The sequence below is a fragment of the Marinobacter sp. CA1 genome (assembly GCF_020546665.1).
In the GTDB taxonomy this organism is placed as follows: Bacteria; Pseudomonadota; Gammaproteobacteria; order Pseudomonadales; family Oleiphilaceae; genus Marinobacter; species Marinobacter xestospongiae.
The window spans coordinates 1,179,383-1,200,943 of sequence record NZ_CP071785.1 but is presented as its reverse complement, the minus strand read 5'-3'; the positions used below and the strand labels follow the sequence as shown (position 1 = coordinate 1,200,943).

General features: G+C 60.1%; 20 protein-coding genes. 12 read left to right on the top strand and 8 right to left on the bottom strand.

Annotation, left to right across the window (positions count from 1 at the left end; genetic code table 11):
* Window positions 1-14: 14 nt before the first annotated feature.
* Window positions 15-1,967, bottom strand: coding sequence for a sigma-54-dependent Fis family transcriptional regulator (locus J2887_RS21755; RefSeq protein ID WP_228752842.1), 1,953 nt, complete (start codon window positions 1,965-1,967; stop codon window positions 15-17).
* Window positions 1,968-2,317: 350 nt separating this feature from the next.
* On the opposite strand from J2887_RS21755, the gene J2887_RS05615 reads away from it, so the two are divergent.
* A complete protein-coding gene (locus tag J2887_RS05615; protein ID WP_227174834.1) occupies window positions 2,318-4,117 on the top strand; it encodes an NAD(P)/FAD-dependent oxidoreductase in 1,800 nt (599 codons plus the stop codon).
* Window positions 4,118-4,287: 170 nt separating this feature from the next.
* A complete protein-coding gene (locus tag J2887_RS05610) occupies window positions 4,288-5,337 on the top strand; it encodes an acyltransferase family protein (RefSeq protein ID WP_227174833.1) in 1,050 nt (349 codons plus the stop codon).
* Between the two features lie 5 nt (window positions 5,338-5,342).
* Here the strand turns inward: J2887_RS05610 and J2887_RS05605 are convergent, their stop codons facing one another.
* The 3 genes from J2887_RS05605 to J2887_RS05595 form a co-directional block, all read right to left on the bottom strand.
* Window positions 5,343-6,104 (bottom strand): SDR family oxidoreductase, encoded by a 762-nt coding sequence (locus tag J2887_RS05605; RefSeq protein WP_227174832.1) that lies wholly within the window; start codon window positions 6,102-6,104, stop codon window positions 5,343-5,345.
* 178 nt (window positions 6,105-6,282) lie between these two features.
* On the bottom strand, window positions 6,283-7,164 hold the full coding sequence (locus J2887_RS05600; RefSeq protein WP_227174830.1) for an oxygenase MpaB family protein: 882 nt from the start codon (window positions 7,162-7,164) through the stop codon (window positions 6,283-6,285).
* Between the two features lie 42 nt (window positions 7,165-7,206).
* Window positions 7,207-7,872: a DNA-3-methyladenine glycosylase I gene (locus J2887_RS05595; RefSeq protein ID WP_227174827.1), complete on the bottom strand. Its 666-nt coding sequence runs from the start codon at window positions 7,870-7,872 to the stop codon at window positions 7,207-7,209.
* Between the two features lie 62 nt (window positions 7,873-7,934).
* On the opposite strand from J2887_RS05595, the gene J2887_RS05590 reads away from it, so the two are divergent.
* Window positions 7,935-8,099 (top strand): DUF2897 family protein, encoded by a 165-nt coding sequence (locus J2887_RS05590; RefSeq protein ID WP_227174825.1) that lies wholly within the window; start codon window positions 7,935-7,937, stop codon window positions 8,097-8,099.
* A gap of 85 nt (window positions 8,100-8,184) precedes the next feature.
* The gene (locus J2887_RS05585; RefSeq protein WP_227174824.1) at window positions 8,185-8,745 is read left to right on the top strand and encodes a hypothetical protein; all 561 of its coding nucleotides are present in this window, start codon (window positions 8,185-8,187) and stop codon (window positions 8,743-8,745) included.
* A 22-nt stretch (window positions 8,746-8,767) separates the two neighbouring features.
* Here J2887_RS05585 and J2887_RS05580 read toward each other — a convergent pair whose 3' ends face one another.
* Window positions 8,768-10,408, bottom strand: a complete 1,641-nt coding sequence (locus J2887_RS05580) for a BCCT family transporter (RefSeq protein WP_227174822.1) — start codon at window positions 10,406-10,408, stop codon at window positions 8,768-8,770.
* Window positions 10,409-10,547: 139 nt separating this feature from the next.
* Entirely contained in the window at window positions 10,548-11,564 is a 1,017-nt protein-coding gene (locus J2887_RS05575) for an MBL fold metallo-hydrolase (RefSeq protein ID WP_227174820.1), read from the bottom strand.
* A gap of 212 nt (window positions 11,565-11,776) precedes the next feature.
* Between J2887_RS05575 and J2887_RS05570 the strand changes: the two genes are divergently transcribed.
* A complete protein-coding gene (locus J2887_RS05570) occupies window positions 11,777-12,907 on the top strand; it encodes a hypothetical protein (protein ID WP_227174818.1) in 1,131 nt (376 codons plus the stop codon).
* A 186-nt stretch (window positions 12,908-13,093) separates the two neighbouring features.
* The gene (locus tag J2887_RS05565) at window positions 13,094-13,498 is read left to right on the top strand and encodes a VanZ family protein (RefSeq protein WP_227174816.1); all 405 of its coding nucleotides are present in this window, start codon (window positions 13,094-13,096) and stop codon (window positions 13,496-13,498) included.
* Window positions 13,499-13,510: 12 nt separating this feature from the next.
* Here J2887_RS05565 and J2887_RS05560 read toward each other — a convergent pair whose 3' ends face one another.
* Window positions 13,511-14,386, bottom strand: coding sequence for a metal-dependent hydrolase (locus tag J2887_RS05560; protein WP_227174814.1), 876 nt, complete (start codon window positions 14,384-14,386; stop codon window positions 13,511-13,513).
* Window positions 14,387-14,581: 195 nt separating this feature from the next.
* On the opposite strand from J2887_RS05560, the gene J2887_RS05555 reads away from it, so the two are divergent.
* Together J2887_RS05555 and J2887_RS05550 are read left to right on the top strand one after the other, a co-directional pair.
* Window positions 14,582-15,655, top strand: coding sequence for an AraC family transcriptional regulator (locus tag J2887_RS05555; protein ID WP_227174812.1), 1,074 nt, complete (start codon window positions 14,582-14,584; stop codon window positions 15,653-15,655).
* Window positions 15,656-15,908: 253 nt separating this feature from the next.
* Entirely contained in the window at window positions 15,909-16,115 is a 207-nt protein-coding gene (locus J2887_RS05550; RefSeq protein ID WP_227174810.1) for a cold-shock protein, read from the top strand.
* Between the two features lie 60 nt (window positions 16,116-16,175).
* Here the strand turns inward: J2887_RS05550 and J2887_RS05545 are convergent, their stop codons facing one another.
* Window positions 16,176-16,847 carry a type 1 glutamine amidotransferase domain-containing protein gene (locus J2887_RS05545; RefSeq protein ID WP_227174807.1) on the bottom strand — a complete coding sequence of 224 codons (672 nt, stop codon included), beginning with the start codon at window positions 16,845-16,847 and terminating at the stop codon, window positions 16,176-16,178.
* Window positions 16,848-17,120: 273 nt separating this feature from the next.
* Between J2887_RS05545 and J2887_RS05540 the strand changes: the two genes are divergently transcribed.
* The 4 genes from J2887_RS05540 to J2887_RS05525 all read left to right on the top strand — a co-directional run bounded on the left by J2887_RS05540 (window position 17,121) and on the right by J2887_RS05525 (window position 21,300).
* A complete protein-coding gene (locus tag J2887_RS05540; RefSeq protein ID WP_227174805.1) occupies window positions 17,121-18,002 on the top strand; it encodes a LysR family transcriptional regulator in 882 nt (293 codons plus the stop codon).
* Between the two features lie 195 nt (window positions 18,003-18,197).
* On the top strand, window positions 18,198-19,814 hold the full coding sequence (locus J2887_RS05535; protein ID WP_227174803.1) for a M28 family metallopeptidase: 1,617 nt from the start codon (window positions 18,198-18,200) through the stop codon (window positions 19,812-19,814).
* Window positions 19,815-19,917: 103 nt separating this feature from the next.
* Entirely contained in the window at window positions 19,918-20,403 is a 486-nt protein-coding gene (locus J2887_RS05530; RefSeq protein WP_227174801.1) for a DUF6942 family protein, read from the top strand.
* Window positions 20,404-20,454: 51 nt separating this feature from the next.
* Window positions 20,455-21,300 carry a DUF72 domain-containing protein gene (locus tag J2887_RS05525; RefSeq protein WP_227174799.1) on the top strand — a complete coding sequence of 282 codons (846 nt, stop codon included), beginning with the start codon at window positions 20,455-20,457 and terminating at the stop codon, window positions 21,298-21,300.
* Window positions 21,301-21,561 lie beyond the last annotated feature (261 nt).

Below are 21,561 nucleotides of genomic sequence, written 5' to 3'. Positions count from 1 at the left end.
CGGGCAGACACTGACTAATTGTCCACGCTGTCGACGCCACGGGTTCCGCTCAGGCGTTGAGGCTGAACAAGCCCCTGCTGCCGCATCCAGCGATAAACCGTCGGCCGGGACACCTGGAACTGGCGCGCCACCGCCGATACGTTCCAGTGTTTGGCCCACAGAGCCGCCTCCAGAGGTGATCGGTTTACCCGTGCCGGTGCCGACGAGAGGTCTGCACCATCACTGGCACCAAAGCAGTCCTCGGGCAGATCCGCCACAGTAATCTCGCCGTTATCGCAGGTTGCCTCTGCGAACGCCAAGGCGTTCACCAGCTCGCGAACATTGCCTGGCCAGTGGTAACCGAGCAGCGCTGTCATGGCATCAGCGCGAATTCGGACCTGCGGCAACCGGCCCTGCTCAACCAGTTCCGCCAGAACCCGCTGAATCACATAGTGCCGATCCACCCGTTGCCTCAGGGCCGGAAGTTTCAGGGTGGCAGCATTGAGCCGGTAGTAGAGATCCGCACGGAACTGGCCGGCTTCAATCAGTTTGCCCAGATCCTGGTGGGTGGCAGCAATCACCCGACAGTCGACCCTGATTGGACGATCCGCACCAACCGGCAGAATCTCGCCCTCCGCCAACACCCGCAGCAGGCGGGTTTGTAGCGGCAACGGCATGTCACCAATCTCATCCAGAAACAGGGTGCCGCCGTCCGCCTGCTGGATCAGCCCCCGCATTCCTTTGGCACGGGCACCGGTAAAGGCGCCAGGTGCATAGCCAAACAGCTCGCTCTCGATCAGTGACTCCGGAATCGCCGCACAGTTGACGGCAACAAACGCCCCCTTGGCACGATGGCCCGATTGATGGATCGCCCGGGCCAGCACTTCCTTGCCGGTTCCGGTCTCCCCCAGAATCAGCAGCCCCACGTCCCGCATTCTCAGCCGTTTGGCAAGTCCCAGGGTCCGCCGCATCACCGGGTCATCCGCGGCCAGTTGATCCAGTTCCGGAACAGCCTCAATACTTGCGATACGATCATCAGCGCTTCCGGTCGAGAGCAGGCGTGCCGGGGGTAGAATCAGCTCCGCGAAGCACGCATCGCCACTATCCAGAAGCCGGAAACACCGAACCTGCTCGTCCTGCTCAAATGGAATCCGCCACAGGTCTTCCAGTTCACACTCAAACACCGCCGTCATGGCCACCCGATCACCCGGTGGCATCAGCCCGCGTGCGGCGGTATTGGCGGCCACCACCTGTCCGGCGTCATCGACCGCGAACAGGCAGGGGCCATTGACCCGCACCAGCTCCCGGGAGGGACCACAACGAATCACCGGTTGGCGGCGATAACGTCGCAGGAAGTAGGCGTCTTCAATCAGCCGGGCATAAAGCTGGGTCAGGTGCAGCGAAAACATCTGGCTGCTGCGGTCCTCAGGGGATTCCAGCGCCGAGATATCCAGCACCGCCATCAGTTGACCGGCAGGATCAAAAATGGGCGCAGAGGTGCAGGTGAGCTGGATATGGGTGGCATCAAAGTGATCGGTGCGATGGCAGGTCAGGGCCTGTTGCTCCTGAATGCAGGTGCCCACTGCACAGGTACCGGCATACTGTTCGCTCCAGTCCGCGCCGAGATAGAGACCGGCCTGGCGCAGATGCTGATCCTGGCGATCATTTCCCAGGTACTGAACGGTGATACCGCGATGATCCGTCAACAACAGCACGTACCCCAGACCGGCCACCTGGGTATACAGCTGCTCCACCGCCGAGCGCGCCACGGCGAGCAGCTCATCGACGCTGTCCTGGTGCTCCCGCAGGGTCTGGCTGGTGACAATCCGAGCCTGACGGGGACGGCTTGGGTCCAGGCCGTAATCATCCATGCAACGCTGCCAGGAACGGCCGATCAACGGGGGAGCTGTGCCGGCAACTCCCTGCGAACGGGCCAGGTTGAGAACGGTATCAATATGGCGCTGCCGCGCCTGAGGCTGCATCAGCATGTCGGGCTCCTGAATCGTGCAAATGTTGTTGTTCTGGGTCGACTGGAGAGGGCCGCACGTGGTTTCAGAATAGACCCGATAACCGCCCGCCAACATCCTCCCTTGGTACCACTCGCCAGCGTTACACCTGTAACGCCACACACCCATTCCGCACGCTACAGCTGTAACAAGACCCCTCCCTTCCTGGCCTTGCACCCCGCCCGTGAAAGCATCGGAGTCGACAATTTAGCCAATAAAGATCAAAGCTTTAGCGCTTACCTTGTGCACTCTGCCTACGCTCTGGCACAGCACCTGCTCAGGCAAAACGTGTTGCCCCATGAACAACAACAAGATCTTTTTGGAGAACCAACATGAACAGCCAAACCAACGCAACGGAACAGGCCCGGCAGTGGCTGGCCAGCTTTGATGAAATCCTTACCTCCGGCGAACCCGAACGGGCGGCGGACCTGTTCGAACAGAACGGCTACTGGCGAGACCTGGTCGCGATGACCTGGAACCTGAAAACTCTGGAGGGCCGCCAGGCCATTCGACACATGATTCACCAGACCGCACCTCACATTCAGCCGGGCAACTGGCAACTGAGCGAGCCGGCAACCGAACAGGACGGCGTCGTCGAGGCCTGGTTGACGTTCGAAACCCGGGACGCCCGGGGCAAGGGTCACCTCAGGCTGCGAGATGGCCAGGCGTGGACACTGCTTACCACCATGCAGGAGCTCAAAGACTTCCCGGAGAAACGCAAGTTCCGTCGCCCCAAGGGGGCCCAGCATGGTGCCAGCAAGACTCGCCAGACCTGGCTGGAGGCCCGCCAACAGGAGGAACGAGAGCTGGGGTACAGCCAACAGCCTTACTGCGTGATCATCGGTGGTGGCCAGGGTGGCATTGGTCTGGCAGCCCGTCTGCGGCAACTGGACGTCCCCACCATTGTGGTGGAGCGCAACCCGACCCCCGGAGATTCCTGGCGCAACCGATACAAATCACTCTGCCTGCACGATCCGGTGTGGTACGACCACATGCCCTACCTGCCGTTTCCTGACCACTGGCCCGTGTTTGCCCCCAAAGACAAGATCGGCGACTGGCTGGAGATGTACACCAAGGTAATGGAACTGAACTACTGGAGTTCCACCGAATGCCTGGGTGCCCGCTACGATGAGCAGAATGGCGAATGGGCCGTCGAGGTCATCCGCGATGGTCAGCCGGTCACCCTGAGACCCAAGCAGCTGGTGCTGGCAACCGGCATGTCCGGTATCCCCAATATCCCGGACATCCCCGGCATGGACAGCTTCGAGGGTGAGCAACACCACTCCAGCCGCCATCCGGGCGCCGAGGCCTATCGAGGCAAGAAGTGCGTGGTGCTTGGTGCCAACAACTCTGCCCACGACATCTGCGCTGCGCTCTGGGAGAATGACGCCGACGTCACCATGATCCAGCGCTCGCCCACCCACATCATCAAATCCGATACCTTGATGGAGCGGGTGCTCGGCGGACTCTACTCGGAAGAGGCAGTGGCAAACGGTATGACCACTGAAAAGGCCGACCTGACGTTTGCGTCCATTCCCTTTCGGATCATGCCGGAATTCCACATTCCCGTTTACCAGCAGGTCGCCGAGCAGGATGCCGATTTCTATCAGCGACTGCGGGACGCCGGCTTCATGCTCGATTTTGGCGATGACGGCTCAGGGCTGTTTATGAAGTACCTGCGTCGAGGCTCCGGCTACTACATCGATGTGGGGGCCTCCGAACTGGTGGCCCAAGGGGAGATCAAGCTGAAAAGCCGTACCAGTATCGCGCGAATCAACCCTCGTTCCGTCACCCTCACCGATGGCAGCGAACTGCCTGCGGACCTGATTGTCTACGCCACCGGATTTGGCTCTATGAACGGCTGGGCCGCCAGGATCATTTCCCAGGACGTCGCCGACAAGGTCGGCAAGTGTTGGGGGATGGGGTCGGACACCACCAAGGACCCTGGTCCCTGGGAAGGGGAGCTCCGCAACATGTGGAAGCCAACGCAACAGGACGCGCTCTGGTTCCACGGTGGTAACCTGCATCAGTCACGGCACTACTCGCTCTATCTGGCGCTCCAGCTGAAGGCCCGCCAGGAAGGGCTGGACACGCCGGTGTATGGTCTACAAGAGGTACACCATCTGGCCTGATGGCCCCAGGGCTGGCTCTCCCGGGCCAGCCCCATTACCACACGGTATGCTTCAGGCAAGCGAATGGTAGGGAATCTCACTGGGCGATCTGGCGTTACCGGCCTACTATACGAACTTCGGGGAGCCAGCCAACGGCCCCACCCGCATTCACTGGACCGGGCAACGACGCCATGACTTCACCCCAACCTCGCCTGCAAAGCCTGGACGCCCTGCGTGGGCTCGCTGCCCTCGGCGTGGTGCTGTTCCATTACATCCCCTATTACGACAAGCTTTATGGTCACCACTTCGCCCTTGCAGACAGTGCAACCGGGCTGTTGGAGTTCGGTCGTTACGGGGTACATCTGTTCTTTATTATCAGCGGCTTCGTCATTCTGATGACGCTTGAGCGCACCCGTCATGCCGGATGGTTTGCACTCGCCAGGGGCGTGCGGCTGCTACCGGCGCTCTGGACGGGGATTCTGCTCACTTTCCTGATGGTTCATATCCTGGGCCCGGCGGACCGCGCAGTCAGCCTGCCGCAGGCGATCCTCAATACCACCCTGCTGCACGAGTACCTCGGCCAGCCCCATGTCGATGGTGCCTACTGGAGCCTGGTGGTGGAAGTGACCTTCTACGCCTGGATTGCACTGCTGTTCTTCGGACTCGGCGAGTGGCGGCGGATTCGCTGGGTGATTACCGGCTGGCTCATACTGAGTTACGCAGGCGTGATCTGGTGGAGTGAACTCTCTGCCCCCATCGACTTCTGGCTCAAGGATCTGATGTTCATCAAGTACGCACCGCTGTTCTTCAGCGGCATGATCCTGTACCGCCAATACCGGCAGTTGCAGCCGGACCGCTTTGACCAGTGTCTGCTGGTGCTTGCCATTGCTCATTGCCTGATCGCGTACAAGGCACCGTTCAACGTCTTCGTACTGGGCTGCTATGGGGTCTTCTGGCTCGCTGTAAGTGGGCGCCTGCCCTGGCTGGCCAACCGCCCCCTGCTCTGGCTCGGCAGCCTGTCCTATTCCCTCTACCTGGTCCACCAGAACATCGGCTATGGCATCATCGGCTGGGCCTACGCCTACGGGTTGCCCGGGCCAGTCGGTATCCTGCTGGCCCTTGGCACCGCATTCGCACTGGCTACACTGATCCACTACCGCATTGAGCAACCCTGCCTGGCCTGGTTTCGGAACCGTCGGGCCCAGCGCCCGTCAGTCGCCCCGCAGTCTTGCCCCGGCTGACAGGCTCAGACTGCGGTGGTGCCACCGTCCAGAGGCAATGCAACGCCGGTGGTGAAGGCGGCCAGGTCCGAGCACAGATAAAGCACCGCGGCTGCGATTTCCTCAGGCGTTCCCAGCCGCCCAACGGGGTGCAGACTGGCCACAAACTCGGCCTTGCGGGGATCGCTCTCGGCGGCGCGGCGGAACATGTCAGTGTCGATGACCGCCGGGCAGATGGCGTTTACGCGAATGCCCTTCTTGGCGTATTCCACCGCCGCTGACTTGGTGAGCCCGATCACCGCGTGCTTGCTGGCACTGTAGATACTCATCTTCGGCGCCGCGCCAAGTCCGGCAATGGAAGCGGTATTGACGATGGCTCCGCCCCCCTGGGCCAGCATGGCCGGAATCTGGTGCCTCATGCAGCGCCACACACCTTTGACGTTCACGTCCATGATGCGGTCAAAGATCGCCTCTTCGCCATCCGCCAGCTTACTCTGCTCAATCTCAATACCCGCGTTGTTGAAAGCAATGTCGAGTCGCCCGAAGCGTTCCACGGTTTCTGTCACCAACGCCTGCACTTCCTCGTCCCGGGTGACATCACAAGCCACGAACATGGCCTGGCCCCCTTCGGCGCGAATCTCCTCCACCACCGACTCGCCCGCAGCCTGGTTGATGTCCGCCACGACCACCGCAGCTCCCTGAAAAGCGAAAGCTCGTGCCGTTGCCCGGCCAATGCCGGCACCTGCGCCGGTAATCACGGCCACTCTGTTGGAAAAGTCCTGACTCATGTTGTTAGTCCCTGAGATGAATGGGTAGAGCAGGCAGAATAGAACCAGACGGGGCGACGGGGAAATCCAATGTATTGATGCCAGGCTATAAGCCGTGTTGATGCAGCAGGCAATCCATGCACGTCAGGTTAACGCCGTATCACCGCTGGTCCGAAGGCCGCACAGTGGCGACCCGGCATTAATCAGAAGCGTCCTGAGTCGCGTCAACGCGTCGATGGGCCCGGTGGGCGGCGCTGTTGCGAAGGGCCCAACGCATAGCCGGGGCCACGCCACGCATGGCCTGCTGAATCGCCCGCCGACGAGGGCGGCTAACGGCAAGACCGGTCATCGTGCGGGCCCAGTCCGGTAGCAGGTCCAGTCCCGCGCGGGTCACCACCTTGCCGGCCAGACCGGTGGCCAGGGAGGGGGCCGGTGCCTGGAACAACAGGGTAAGCACCTCCGCCGTGCGATCATCGAACACCAGTTGCGGGCGCATCCGCTCAAGATAGGCCTCCACCGCCTGACGGGATCGAGGCACATCGGTCGCGCCCAGCGCCTCGGCAATCCGGGCGACCTCATCGAAATACTGATCCTGCTGGGCTTCACTCAATGGCTGAACATACTGGAGATAACCCGCCAGGAAACTACGGGTCTCCGCAACGTGAACCCAGGCCAGGAGCTCCGGGTCGCTGGCGGCGTAAGCACGGCCATCCGGGGCCGTGCCAACCACTCCGGCGTGGATGCGTCGAACCCTGGCTATCAGGGCTTCCGCATCAGCACGGGAGGCAAAGGTGGTACCGGCAATGAACTGGCTGGTTCGACGCAGGCGACCAATCATGTCTTCACGAAAGGTGGAGTGATCCCAGACGCCCGCCAGTGCCAGCGGGTGCAACATCTGCAGTATCAGCGCACTGATCCCCCCGCAGAGCATGGCCGGGAAATCCCCATGCACCTGCCAGCACAGACTGCCGGGGCCAAACAACCCCGGGTCCCCTTTCGGGGACTCGTAATCGATCCCTCCCAACGCCAGGCCGGTCAAACCGATCACCTGCTTTTCAAAACGCTGACGTATCCGCTCCATTGCATGTGCTCCTGTCATGCCACGAACCGATGGTATGGACTACTAGTCCACCGTGAAAGAGAGAATCCGCGACAGGTGACTGTAGGGCAAGCCCGTCTCTTGATGCCAGTCGTTGAAGGCGGCCTGGGCCTGGACCAACGCCTTCTTGCTGCCCGGTGGCGCATCCAGCCGCTCTTCGCGCCTGAGACCGGCAATCACGTCGCCAGACAGGATGAAGCCATCCCAGCCGACAAAGCGCAGAAAATACTGGGCGCTGTTGCCCCCCAGCCGGGCGCCTTCGCGCTTGAGAAACTGCAGTAGGCCAACCTGATCGCTGGATGGCCACTGGGCGAGGAAAGCACCAAAGCTGCCGTGAGTCTGAGCGACCTCAACAATCATCCGGGCGTTGTCCGGTACGGTACGAATCTTCTGCATGTTACGGACGATCCGCTCATCCTGCGCCAGTGCCTCAAGCACATCCGGCGGCACCTGTTGCCAGTAGAGCGGTACAAACCCTTCGAAGGCCGCCTCGAAATCCGGCCATTTGTTGTCGATTACCCGCCAGACAAACCCGGCCTTGAAGATGCACCGGGTTATCTCCGCCAGGTATCGGTCATCACCCAGCGCCGCCAATTCATCCGCGGTCGCGACTCGCGGCATCAGCGCCTGCAATGCCGCCTCGCCACCCTTGCGGGCTGCCGCCTGCTGATAGATGCTCTGGAACCCCATGTACTCTCCCCTCACTTCCCTGACCTGTGAGACTATTTGAAAAACGCCAAGGAGCCACCGCCATGCCAATGATCGGATGGATCATCCTGCTGCTCGCCCTCGCGATGATTCTGGGCAGCCTGTTCATGCTTCGGGACAGCGCCAACAGCATGCGCATCCCCGAAGACAAACTGGAGAAAATCCGCAAGCGCAAAGCCGAACTGGATGCACAGGACGATGATGACTGACCATCGTTTGGCGTCAGCTACATTCGTTTATACAGAAATGATATAAAGGATCTTCACTATGTAATATTGTTAGGACGACATAATTATGAAGAAGATCTTGGCGTTCACCCTGGTTTCCGCATTGATGGCTGGCTGCGGGGGTGGCAGTAGCGGTGGCGATCTGGAAGCAGACAATCCGGACAACGGTTCCGGTTCAGACTCTTCCCAGGGCGACGGCGACAACGGCTCCGGTACTCCAACCGACCAGGTCACAGCCCTTGATGGCACCTGGAAGAAAGACTGTGGCCCCGTTGAAGGCCAGGAGCACTACGATATTGTGACGGTGACCCATGACCGTGGGACATTCACCTCCAGTATCGAAAACTACCGGGATGCCAGTTGCACCCTTCCACTGGAGTACTCTCCCAACCCCACCGCCTCAGGCACATATAGTGTGGGTGAAGACGTGGTCTTGGGCGATGGTGTGACCGCAACCAAGATGGATAGCCATATCACCCAGTTCAATGGCGCGCCGTTCGATATCAACGACTACAACATCTTCTATATCCAGAACAACATTCTCTACATCGGCGAGGGCGACGCGGATACCCCGCAAACCCGACCAGCCACGCTGGACTACGACCGTCCCTACTACCGTATTAACTGAACCGTGCTGGCGAGCGGGCCGGTTATCCCGCTCGCTCTCCCTGCAATGACGGCTCCCGCCCAGCATCGGATGCCTCCTGATCCGAACCGGTAACTTCGTCCGCAGAACGACCCAACTGATCCGATTCATCCAGCAACCGGCGAATGCGCTCCTGGGTCATGGCTTCCCGAAGTTCGTACTGACGAAGCTCATTGCGCAGGGATTTCAGCAACGCCACCGCCATGAAGATCATCAGGATCATGAACGGGAACGCCGCCAGGATGGAAATGTTCTGCAGCGCTGCCAGCCCGCCGCTAAGCAGCAGGACACCGGCCACCAGGACCTGAACCAGCCCCCAGGTTAGTCGTGACCAGCGCTTGGGCGTCAACACCCCCCGACTGGTGAACATCCCCAGTACAAACGTCGCCGAGTTGGCCGAGGTAATCACGAACAGCACGATCAGCACCAGCATCAACAGGCTGATGAACTCACTCCAGGGCAGGTATTCCAGTGTCGCAAACAGGCCGGAACTAATCTCTGCGCTAACAGCTTCAGCCAGCGGCGCGCCCTGAAACAGCTCAAAGTACAGGGCCGCGCCGCCAAAGGTAGAGAACCACACCGTGCTCAGCAGCACCGGCATGCCGATCACCCCGAACACAAACTCGCGAATGGTCCTGCCGCGGGAGATCCGGGCAATAAAACTGCCGACAAACGGAGCCCAGGACAGCCCCCAGGCCCAGTAGAAAATGGTCCAGCGCTCAACCCAGTCGTCGCCGGTGTACGGCGTCATCACCAGGCTCATGCCCACCATGTTGGCAAAGTAGTCACCAATCGCGTTGGTCATGGCTGCGGTGATGAAATCGGTCGGGCCAAAAAAGAACGCAAACGCCAACAGCAGAGCCGCCAGTATCATGTTGGCATCACTGACATAGCGCACCCCGCTTTCCAGGGGCGTTAACGAACACAGCAGGAAGATGATGGCCACGCCGGCCAGGATCGCCAACTGCTGACTGACCCCGAATCCGACATCCGCCACGGCCCCGAGACCACTGTTGATCTGGATGACCCCCAGCCCCAGCGTGGTGGCCACACCAAACACCGTGGACACCACCGCCAGGATGTTAATGGCGTTGCCGCTGGCACCGTCCACCCGATTCCCCAGCGTTGAGCGGAAGGTCTCACTGATCAGCCCCGGTCGGCCGAGCCGGAAGCGGGTATAGGCGATGGCCAGCCCGACTACCGCGAAGTTGGCCCACTGATGAAAGCCCCAGTGGAACAGCGAGTAGCGCATGGCCAGACTGGCCGCTTCCGGCGTGCGGGCAGCCGCGGAATCAAACGGCGGCTGCATGAAATGGCTCATTGGCTCGGCGACCGCCCAGAACACCAGCCCCACCCCCATACCGGCCGAGAAGATCATCCCCAGCCAGGCCGGATAGGGAAACTCGGGTGCCTCACCATCGGCACCCAGGCGAATGCGACCGTAGTTGCTCATGGCAACCGCGACACAGAACACCAGGAATCCGGTGGTGGCAAAGAGATAGAGCCAACCAAAGTGCAGGGTCGTGAAATCCAGCGCCAGGTGCGCCCACGCCAGCAGGCGCTCGGGCATCAGCGCACCAAGGCCGACAAAGCCCGAAAGAATGACAAGTGAGGTAAAGAACACCCAGCCAGGACGACCGTTCATCGCTCTCCAGTCCCTATGGTTGACGGTTTCACAGCCGGCCGCCCCGGCTACGTCATACGCACCGGGGAGGCGACCCCATGAGATTCAGCGGGTGACAGTAATACGCTCTGAACCCGGGGCGTTGCAAGTGAGGAGTCGTCTATGAGCGCCGGCTTTGCAGCCACACGGCCAGTCCCTGGCAGTTCAGTCGAATGTCCATACCCAGCAGCGCCTGGCGTTGGTCCTCGCTCAGAGACAGCCCATGGTCCTCGAGTTCCTGATCGACATAGTGGGTCATGGCTGACTGCAAGGCCGCCTCCAGCTCGCCGGGCTCGCTGCAACTTGCATCACGACGTGCATCAACGGTATTGGCCAGTTCGACAAAATCCGCCAGACGGCGAAGCAGCGCTTCTCCCAGAGGCATGGGGTTGTCCACCCGGTCGTAGTGCGTCAGATAGACCCGTTCCGGCGACAGTGACAACAGCCGTTCAATGGAGCTTTTCAGAGCCGGCGGGTCAAACTGTACCGGCGTCGTGGTTGGCAGGATGAAGGGCCCCTTCGCTGTCGTCAGCTGCGGGTAACTCAGACCAAAGGTATCGCCGGTAAAGATGCCGGCCGACGCGGGATCGTAAACACAGAAATGGTGTCGGGCGTGGCCGGGAGTATCGTAGAACACCAGTTGACGATCCCCCACTCTGACCTGCTCGCCATCGTTCATGGTTCTCACACGGCGCTCATCCACCGGCAGGACATCGCCATAAATCTCGGCGAAGGCCGCTTCACCGTAAACTTCCGTCGCTCCCGCTTTCAGCCGGGAAGGATCGATCATGTGTCGGGCACCGCGGGGATGGACCAGCAGGGTTGCCTCCGGCAGCGCCTGCATCAGCCCACCAACGCCGCCGGCATGATCGAGATGGACATGGGTGGGAATGACGTAGCGCACCTGCGAGCGATCAATGCCACGCTGATCCAGCAACCGCAGAATCGCCGGCACGGTGTTGTGGGTGCCGGTCTCGATGATGGCGTGATCGGCCTCTCTCAACGCCTCGTCCCGGTGCCAGGCCTCAGCGTCCGCGACACCGCTCATCAGATAGCAGGCGGCCAGTTCGTCCCGCACCATGCCGGTATCGATACGGGTGAGACCGAAGCCGATATCCCTATAAGTCTGAAACGTCATCCTACAACTCCTGTTTCTTGTTCATTATTGCCGCCCACTATACGAAAGCTCCCTGGCCGATCCCAGGCCGACAATAGTCCGGTGGCCAATGCCGCAATTCGCTCGCTCAAGGGATGAATCCATCAACAAGCCGCCCTACAATGACGCGCTTGCCACAGCGGGGCAGGATGCATCAGTGTCCCGTCACGGAACGACAGATTCAGGGAGGAAGGATGACCTCATACGCAGACCGAATTGCCCAGCGCCTGCTGCTGGAGAAAGGCTACGCGGTGCTGGTGGACAGGGAGACCTTTCCGGCTTTGCCGGAAGACGATGCGTTCAGGGCGCGACTGGGCGCCGCTGACAGCGATGAGGAGCGTACTCAGGTTGAACGTGAGTTCATCGCAGAAGAAATTGCCCACTACCGTGAGCAACCACTTGTCGGCGGCCCCATCGGCGGCGTTGCCGAGTTGCTGGAGGCGGACTGTGTTTCCGAGCAGGTCCTGCTCGCGTCCCAGCAGTTACGCAGCCTGGCCGGCAGCGCCGCCCGTGTATTGGTTCGCCTGTGGGGGAGCCGCACCTGCCGGATCGTGCTGGTCTTCAACAACAGCCTGCCCGCCAACATTACCCGGGAAACGCTGACGACGCTGGCTCCGATCATCCAGCACGAGCTGAACATCGACCCGTGGGATGAAACCCCGGAAGAGCAGGCGGAGGACTTCCGTCAGCAGGTTACCGCCGTCAACTACGACATCATCGTGGTGGACCAGCGGGGCGATGCCGACCAACTCCAGCCACAATTGGCAAAACTGGACCAACGCAGCCGGAAAGACTGCAACGTCAGTATCCGCCCCTTCCTGTTCCGGGCAAACACCGGCTCATGGTGGACCTCACGCCCCCTGGCCAATGCCCACTACAAACGTTTCTACCGCCACGCCTGCAAGCACGAGGTACCGCCGCCGTCTGAACTGATCCAGCGGGTGAAACGCAAGCGCCCCCCACTAGCCACGTTCGCAGGCTACCCGATACTGATGCTATTGATGGTGTTTGCGAGCCGCCTCGTTTTGCCCGAAAGCATCCCCACCCTGGCCATCAACATCGCGATACCGGCTTTGCTGCTGTACCTGCTGGCCCACGGCGAACGGGTGCGACTTTTCGACGACTATATATTCAAACTGCCGTTGATCTTCGTGTGTCTTTACGGGGTCTCGCTCTTCAGCCTGAACAGCTACCTGACGCTGTCGTTCGATGTCGGCGTACTGATTGACCAGTTCATCGCCGGCACAGTCACGCTGCTGGGCATTTCACTGGCCCACATTCCGACAGTATTCATCTTCAACTCCGACCGCCGAATGGGGTGGTAAGGCCACGTTCAGGCGAACGTTCAGCCATCAGATAAGAAATGGCGCCCGCGGCTCAAACAAACGCAACTCATCGGCAGGCCAGCCACATTTCATCACAATCCAGGCCCGGCTTTGCCACCCCGGGCCGGCAACATGGTTGGATCTAGGGAGCGACGCTGCTGCCTTCTTCCGACCTGTGGTGGACTGATGAAAAAACCGTTGAGCTGGCTTGCCCTGATTCTGTTTGCGCTGTTGTTGTGGATTATCTATCTGGCTGACACGGGTAGCCGACTGCCCCTGGAGCTGGTGCGGCTGTTGCCCTTCCAGGACAAACTTGCCCACCTGCTGCTCTACGGACTGATGACGTTCGTGTTGAATCTGGCACTAGAGCTGAAAACTCTGAATGTCGGGCCACTGCGGGTCTACTTTGGCACCTTTGCTGTCACCGTGTTTGCAGTGGGAGAGGAGTTAAGTCAGGCCTGGCTACCCCACCGAACCCTGGATGCGCAGGATCTGCTGGCAGATGCAATCGGTATTCTGCTGTTTACCCTGGCCAGCGCTTTGGTGTTTCGCTGCCAGGGTAAAGCGTCGGGCAACCGTTTGTCCGACTGACCCGGCCGAAGGTCAGGCGTTGGCTCCCAGCCAGCGCCGTTTGGCCTTCTCGACCAGGTCACGGGCATCGTGATTCCAGGGGTGGAAGCGCGGACTGTAGTACTTGAAGTAGGACGGTAACAGCCGCCGAAATACCCCCGGACGTCCCCACAGGTAGTTTGCGGCACTGGCCCAGGCTCCGAGATTGCCAAGCTGACCGTCTTCCCTCATCAACTGGAGCACGTGAAGACTGGTGAACACCGGAAACACCACACTCACCACCAGCATTTCCGAGAGCCGCACCGCCTCGCTGCCTCCGATGGCTCGGTAGACATCGAACGCAACCGCCTTGTGCTCCGACTCCTCGATGGCATGCCAGGCCCAGATTGGCGCCATCCGCGGGTCCATCTCATCCAGGGCGTCATACTTGAGCAGGAATTCCTCAGCCATCAACGCCGTGAAATGCTCGACAGCCACGGTATGGGCAAGTTGGCGCTCGGGACTGAAGTTGCGACGCATCCAGTTCATGAAGTCTTCGACCTCGCGCTCCAGCCGACCCAGACCAACTCCACGTTCCTCAAGAAAACCATTCAGTTGTTTGTGCTCCCGGGAATGATGGGCCTCCTGCCCGATAAATCCCCGAATCGCCTTCTGAAGCTCCGGATCGCGGATTCGATCCTGGTAATACCGCACCGAATCGATAAAGAACTTTTCCCCCGGTGGAAAGCCGGAGGACAGTGCCGCCAACAGCAGGGTTTTGACGGGATTGTTGTCCCACCAGTACCTGGGGACATCCGCCGCCAGGTCAAATGTCGGCCGACGCACGGTCGGTACCAGGCCGGCTGGCGTTGCAACCGTGCGCGAGGCATTTCTGGATACCCGAGCGATGGCATTGGCAACAGCGTTCATCTCAATTCTCCTCAATCAGCTCGTTGTTGTTCTGCTTCATTAGCTGTTGTTCTGTCTCAGTGCTGGCTCATTCCAGTGGTTATTCTGCCAATGGGCGTTCCACTGATTACTGCGCTATGGCCTCTAAAGTAATGGTTGATTGCACGTCCGCGTGAGATGCTGGCCGGACAAAGCACTTGTCATTGGTGGCCAGCCGTGTCCCGCAATCTCCCCCATTCTCACTCACCCGCAGAACCAGCCTGGGTTCACCAGGCCAACCAGCCTGTCACCTATCCACGGATGTTTGTGGAGATCGCTGAGTCGCTGGGTGTAAGCGGTGACCGGGTGCTCGCTCGCGCGGGTCTGGCAGGCGATGTTCTGGATGATCCCGCCGGTCGCCTGTCCCTGGCAGCCAGCTCGCGCATCCTGGAATCCGCACTGGCACTAACCGGCGACACCACCCTGGGATTCCAGGCGGGCCTGCGACTGCCACTGACTGCGCACGGTAGCCTTGGCTACGCCCTGATGTGCGCGGACACGGCCCGACAGGCCACTCAGATCCTCAAGCGATTCTGGCACTTGCGAGGTCGCGGCGTGCTGCTGATGGTTACGGAAGAAGGTTTCGATCTGATGCTGGAGCTGGTGCCGGAGTTGCCGATTTCCGTCAACCTGCGGGAGCCCCTGTTCAGCTCGACATTGACCAGCATGTTTCGGGGGCTGCAACTGGTGTCACCCTCGCTGGCGGTGCATCAGGAGCTCTGGTTGCAGGGTGACCCACCTCTCGGCTTCGACACCTGGCGACCCTACCTGCCACCGGTGCGTTTCGGTATGCCGCAGGCAGGGCTACTGATACATTCCGATAAAGCCTGGCTGGACGAGCCGCTCCCCACCGCCAACCCGGAGGGACTCACCCAGGCTATCAGCCAGTGCGAACGGGAAAGCGCGTTGATGGACAGCGATGGCGACGTCCTGCAGCGAACCCGAACAGCACTGACCCCCGGCCCGTCCGGATACCCCTCCCCCGAGCAGGTCGCCGCACAGCTGTGTCTGTCACCACGAACGTTGCGGCGACGGTTGCAGGAACAGGGCTACAACTATAAACAGTTGCTGGAAGAAGCCCGCCAACGGGACAGTCGCCAGCTGCTGGTGATGCCGGAACTGGGAATTCACCGCATCGCCGAGTTGCTTGGCTACTCCGAACCCGCCAATTTCACCCGCGCCTTCAAGGCCTGGAACAACCTCACACCCAGCCAGTGGCGCCGCCGACAGGGCAATCCCGCCGGGCCGTGACCCCGGTTCTGGAACCAACAATTTGGCATCACGGCTATTGCCTACAAAGAAAAGCTTGGCTTATTCAGAAAAATCAGAGTACAGTGACGCTCGTAGGAAAGAGTTAGCACAGCAGTTCACGAATAAGACGTTCCCAGTAGTAGTACACCGTCCTGTTTCTGATCACGCCTGTTTATTAGTTCCCGCACCGTTGACCGAACATCCTGTCGATGTCGGCGACACAATAAAATATTTGATTTCAGGATTTATATCTATGTCTACTATCACTGGCACCGTTAAGTTCTTCAACGAATCCAAGGGCTTTGGCTTCATCACTCGTGAAGGCGGTCCGGACGTCTTTGTTCACTTCAGCGCTATTCAAAGCAGTGGCTTCAAGACCCTGGCCGAAGGCCAACAGGTTGAATTCACTGTAACTGAAGGCCAGAAAGGCCCTCAGGCAGAGAACGTTGTTCCGCTGTAAATCAGCGACAACGAATAAAAAAGGCAGCTTCGGCTGCCTTTTTTTGTGCCTGTCGGTTACTCAGACCAACCGCTTAACCAGTGCTGCACCAACGGCGTGGGCGCTGGCGGGGTTCTGGCCGGTAATCACCCGATCATCCTCCACCACCAGTTCCTGCCAGGGCTGAGTCTTGCTGTATTGGCGTGCGGTGCGGGCGAGCGCCTCTTCCAGCAGGAATGGAATCTTGTCCAGAGTGCCGTAATCCACTTCCTCTTCCCGGGTAAAACCGGTCACGGCCTTGCTCGCCAGCAACCTCTCTCCATTGCTCAGGGTGATCGGCAATAATCCGGCCGGGCCATGGCATACCGCCGCCAGAACACCGCCCCCTTCGTAGTGCTGCGCACTGAGGCTGGCGACCGTGTCATTGGTTGCGAGATCTGACAACAGGCCAAAACCGCCAGGATAGAAAATGGCGTCATAGTCTTCCACCCGTACAGCCGTTACCGGCAGGGTGTTGTTGATCCGATTCTGGAAGGTGTCATCGGCCAGAATCTCGCGGTTCACCTCATCTCCCTCAATATCAGTGCCATACAAGGGCGCCTTACCGCCATTGATGGACACCAGATCGTAGTCAAATCCGGCGCTGAGGATCTCTTTCAACGCATGAGTCAGTTCCGGCGCAAAAGTGCCGTTAGGTTCGCTGGTGTCGCCGAGGGTGCCGTGATTGGTCACAAAGATCAGTATTTTTTTCATAACGCGTTCTCCTGTTTCTGTCTGACTCAGATTTCTGACTTGCAGGCATCCGGGAATGCCCGTTCGATTCCCCTTAAGGAAGCTCTGACTCAGTGTAATTAGTCGCCATAAAAGTGATAATCACCGAAAATGACAAATGACCATTGCCATATAACAACAGTAGACTTGGCAGAACCGATTCCAGGGATAGCCCTGAGGGTCCGCTCTAATGGATAGCTCTAATGGATAGCTCTAATGGATAGCTCTGATGGATAGCTCTGATGGATAGCTCTGATGGACAGCTTTGACGGCATTCCCGAATTCGTGACCGTGGCCGACTGCCAGGGCTTTTCGGCAGCGGCCAGACAACTTGGCGTCAGCACCAGCCATGTCAGCCGACAGGTAGCCCGGCTGGAGGCCCGCCTGGGAGCAGCCCTGTTCGCCCGTACCACCCGACTGGTGAGCCTGACCGGTGCCGGCGAGCGCTATTACCAGCACTGCAAGGAGCTGATGAGCGGACTGCAGCAGGCCAATGAACAGATCAGTGCCGAGCAGGTGACGCTAAACGGGACCCTCCGTGTCAGTGCCGCTGGAGCCTTCGCAGAGCAGTACGTCGCACCAGCCCTGCTCGACTTTGCCAGCAACCACCCAGAGCTGACCATCGACATGGATTTCAACAGCCGCATGGTCAACTTCGTGGACGACGGTATTGATTTTGCCATTCGCTATGGTCGCCTACAGGACTCCGGTCTGGTTGCCCGCAAGCTGCTGGACCGCCCCATGATGGCCGCCGCCAGTGACGACTACCTTGCCAGGCACGGCACACCAACCCACCCGGATCAGCTCCGTCACCACAGCTGCCTCGTCACCAACAACGACCTCTGGCGATTCGAGCGGGACGGCCAACGCTTCGAACTCCGGGTTCGCGGTCGCTGGCGAAGCAACAATGCCAACGCTATCGTACAGGCCTGCAAACAAGGCCTTGGCATCGCCTACATGCCCAAGAGCAGTTTTCTGGGGAACGTGGAGAACGGCAACCTGATGCCCGTACTTAAGCCCTACTGGAGCCGAGGCGGCAGCAGCTGGATCGTCTACCACAACCGCCGCTTCCAGCCGCTCAGGGCCAGACTCGCGATCGATCATCTGCTGGATTACTTCCGCGATTGGGAGGAATAACACACGCGAGTCGCAAATTATTGGAAGCGCCAGAAAACCACGTCTAGTCTGTTCGTTGGCACCTCAGGAAGTCACGGTGCCCGGGAACCCCGAAAGTTACCCTTTCGGGCTCCTGTGCTGAACGCCCGCCAAAAGCGGGTTCAGGGAGCAACTGCAAGCTCCTCGACAAAAAACTCCCAGGATTGGAGAACTACAATGACTATCAGCACGTTCAGCCGTACCCTGGCTTTAACCTCCCTTTGTTTTACCTTCTCGGCACACGCAGCACCCAATCAGCACGCCTCATCGGACATCCTCAACGACTTCTGGAGTCCCGGGCAGCTCGGCCCGTTTGAATGTCGTTTTGGCTTGCTGAACAGCACGCCGTTCGGCCTGCCACGGTGTATGCAGGCCTCCAGCGTGCAGTACCATCTGGATCGCCTGTATGGCATTGCCCAAGCCAATGACGGCAACCGGGCAGCCGGCCTGGCGGGCTACGACGCCTCCATCGACTACCTCAAGACCACACTGGAAAGCGTTGGCTACGAGGTCTCGATCCAGCCCTTCCCGTTCAACGCCTACTACCCGCAAGGCGAAGGCATTCTGGAGGCGCTGGCCCCGGTGCCACAGAGCTACGTCTGGGATCAGGATTTCACCTATCTTTCCCAAACCGAACCTGGCGATGTATCTGGCCTGGCCGTTGGGGTTGATGCCCAGCTCGGGCTCGGCAACACCTCCACCAGCGGCTGCGAAGCCGAGGACTTTGCCGGCTTCCCGGCCGGAGCCATTGCGGTCGTACAGCGCGGTGCCTGCACCTTTGGCCAGAAAGCCTCAAACGCAGCCAATGCCGGTGCGGCCGGTGTGGTGATCTTCAATCAGGGCGACACCGAAGATCGCAAGGGCCTGCTCAACGCCACTTTGGGCGATGACTATGCCGGCGGCATTCCCGCCGTGTTCGCCAGCTACGACACCGGCGCGGCCTGGGTTGAAGCCGGTGACGTCGAAGTACGCGTAGTCACCGATGTGGTCCGGGAGCAAACCGAGACCTTCAACCTGATCACCGAAACCAGCCGCGGCAATCCCGACAACGTGGTGATGACCGGCGCCCATCTGGACTCGGTCTATGAAGGTGCCGGTATCAACGACAATGGATCGGGCAGTGCGGCCTTGCTGGAGCTGGCGCTGCAGATGAAGCGCGCCTTTCCCAACAACCAGGTACGTTTTGCCTGGTGGGGTGCCGAGGAAGCCGGCCTGGTCGGGTCGACCTACTACGTCAATAATCTGTCCCAGGCGGAAAAGGACCGTATCAAGGTCTACCTCAATTACGACATGATCGGTTCGCCGAACTTTGGCAACTTCATCTATGATGGCGACGGCTCCGATTTCGGGCTTCAGGGACCGCCAGGATCGGCAGCCACTGAGGCCCTGTTCGAGCGCTACTTTGACCTTCGGGGCATTGCCTTCGAGGGTACCGAGATCAGCTTCCGCTCCGACTACGCCCAGTTCTTCGAGGACGGCATCGCCTTTGGTGGCCTGTTCACTGGCGCAGAGGTACTGAAGACCGAGGAGCAGGCCGCCAAGTTCGGTGGCGAAGCGGGTGTGGCCTTTGATCCCTGCTATCATTCCGGCTGCGATGACCTGACCAACATTGATGAGTTGGCCCTGGAGCTGAACGGCGACGCCGCGGCGTTTGTCACCAGCTGGTTGTCCCTGTCCACAGAGCTCATCGATGATGAGATCGACGCCGCCGAGGAAAGCGCTCCGGCCGTTGGCGTGCTTCGCTCAGCACAGCAGCGCACCGCCACCCATTGGGGCGACAAGTGGATCCGGTAGTATCCGTTTAACGTTTCCCTCCTGCACAAGGGGCTGCCTTCCGGCAGCCCCTTGTGCTTTAAAACCACGAATACATACGACAGGTAAGCCCCGGCGCATCGACATGACAGAGATCACCCGTATCGGCTCAACGGCCCCGAAACTCCGGCTTTATCTCCCCCACCAACCAGATGGCCTGCCGCAGTTGGCTGAACGCCCTGATGCCCGGGACCTGATAGCCCGGAACACCAATCACTGGCGTAAGATCATCACCCTGCTCGCCAAGGTTGCCAGTCCGCAACCGGATGATTGGCGAACCTACCGGGACACGACCCTGTTCGGGGACACCGCTTTGTGTTTCAGCGCTGAACTGGAGGCAATACCCCCAAGCTGGCACTGGATCGGTGGCCAGGACAACCTGGCCCGGTTCGGGATCGACACCCATCAGGCGCAGCCGTTGACGCCAGGCTCCGCTATCGCCATCGACAATCAGGCCCACCTGCTGCTGACGCCCTATCCCGACTACCGGCAACTACCGAATGTGATGGTGGCAGAGGTCCGCCGGGCCCTGGACGCCCAGGGCTTCTACCGCACAGGGGTTGGCGCCTGAGAACACACCACGGCATACTCCGTCTCCGTAATGGCACCAGCAGAGAGCGTCATGTCCCTTCCCTACTACCTTGGCAGCCCCCAGTGGCAGGACCCGAAATGGAACAGCCAACTGGCCCCGGGGCCGTCCCCACTGTCCCGCTACAGCCGGGTACTCAATTGCGTCGAGGGCAACACCACGTTCTACGCCACACCCAGCCAGGAACAATGCCGGCAATGGCGGGCCCAGGTGTCGGACGACTTTCGGTTCGTATTCAAGTTTCCGCGGCAGGTCACTCACGATCGGCTGCTGTCAGGCGTCGGCCAAACGGTAACCGACTTTCTGACCATACTATCGCCCCTGCAGGATGTTCTCGGCCCATTTCTGCTACAACTGCCCGCCGCTTTTGGCCCCGCCCACCTGAACAACCTCTGGCAGTTTCTTGAGAGCCTTCCGTCTCCATTGCGATGTGCGGTGGAAGTACGGCATCCGGCGTTCTTTCAGAAAGGCGAAGTCGAACGCCACCTGAATCGCGGCTTGCGTGAACGTAACACCGCCCGGGTCTGTCTTGACAGTCGCGCCCTGTTCTCCGCCACCGCAGACTCGGACGTTATTGTCGACGCCCAACGCAAGAAACCCCGTGTTCCGGTCCACCTGCTACCGGCGGACGCGCCGCCGATGGTCCGCTACATCGGCCACCCGGATCTGGAATCAAACCGGGCCTTTCTCGCCCCCTGGGTCGAGCGCGTTGGCCAGTGGCTGGAGCAGGGGCGATCCCCCTATGTATTCATGCACATGCCTGACAATGGCGACGCCCTGTCACTGGCAGCGCTTTGGAGCGAACTCCTGCACGCTCGGGCCCCCGGAGTACCCGAACTGCAACTCACCACAGAAGCGCCCCAGCTGGGGCTGTTCTAGGGGGGCGCTCTAGGGGAATGTTCTAGGGCGCCGTTGCGGCCAATCGACAATGACCTTTCGGGCCAAACGGCCTGATCTGCAACCGACAGGATCGGTCATCCTCTAAAACAATACCCGAACAAGCATTCGGTAAGCACCTCTCCCACCCCAGACACCATCGCCACCACTCCACCGAAAACCGCTGTGGAGTGCGGTATGGCGGGATCTCAGAAACGACTCATCATCTGCCCCTCCCGGCCTTGAACAACGCGAGTTCCGAAT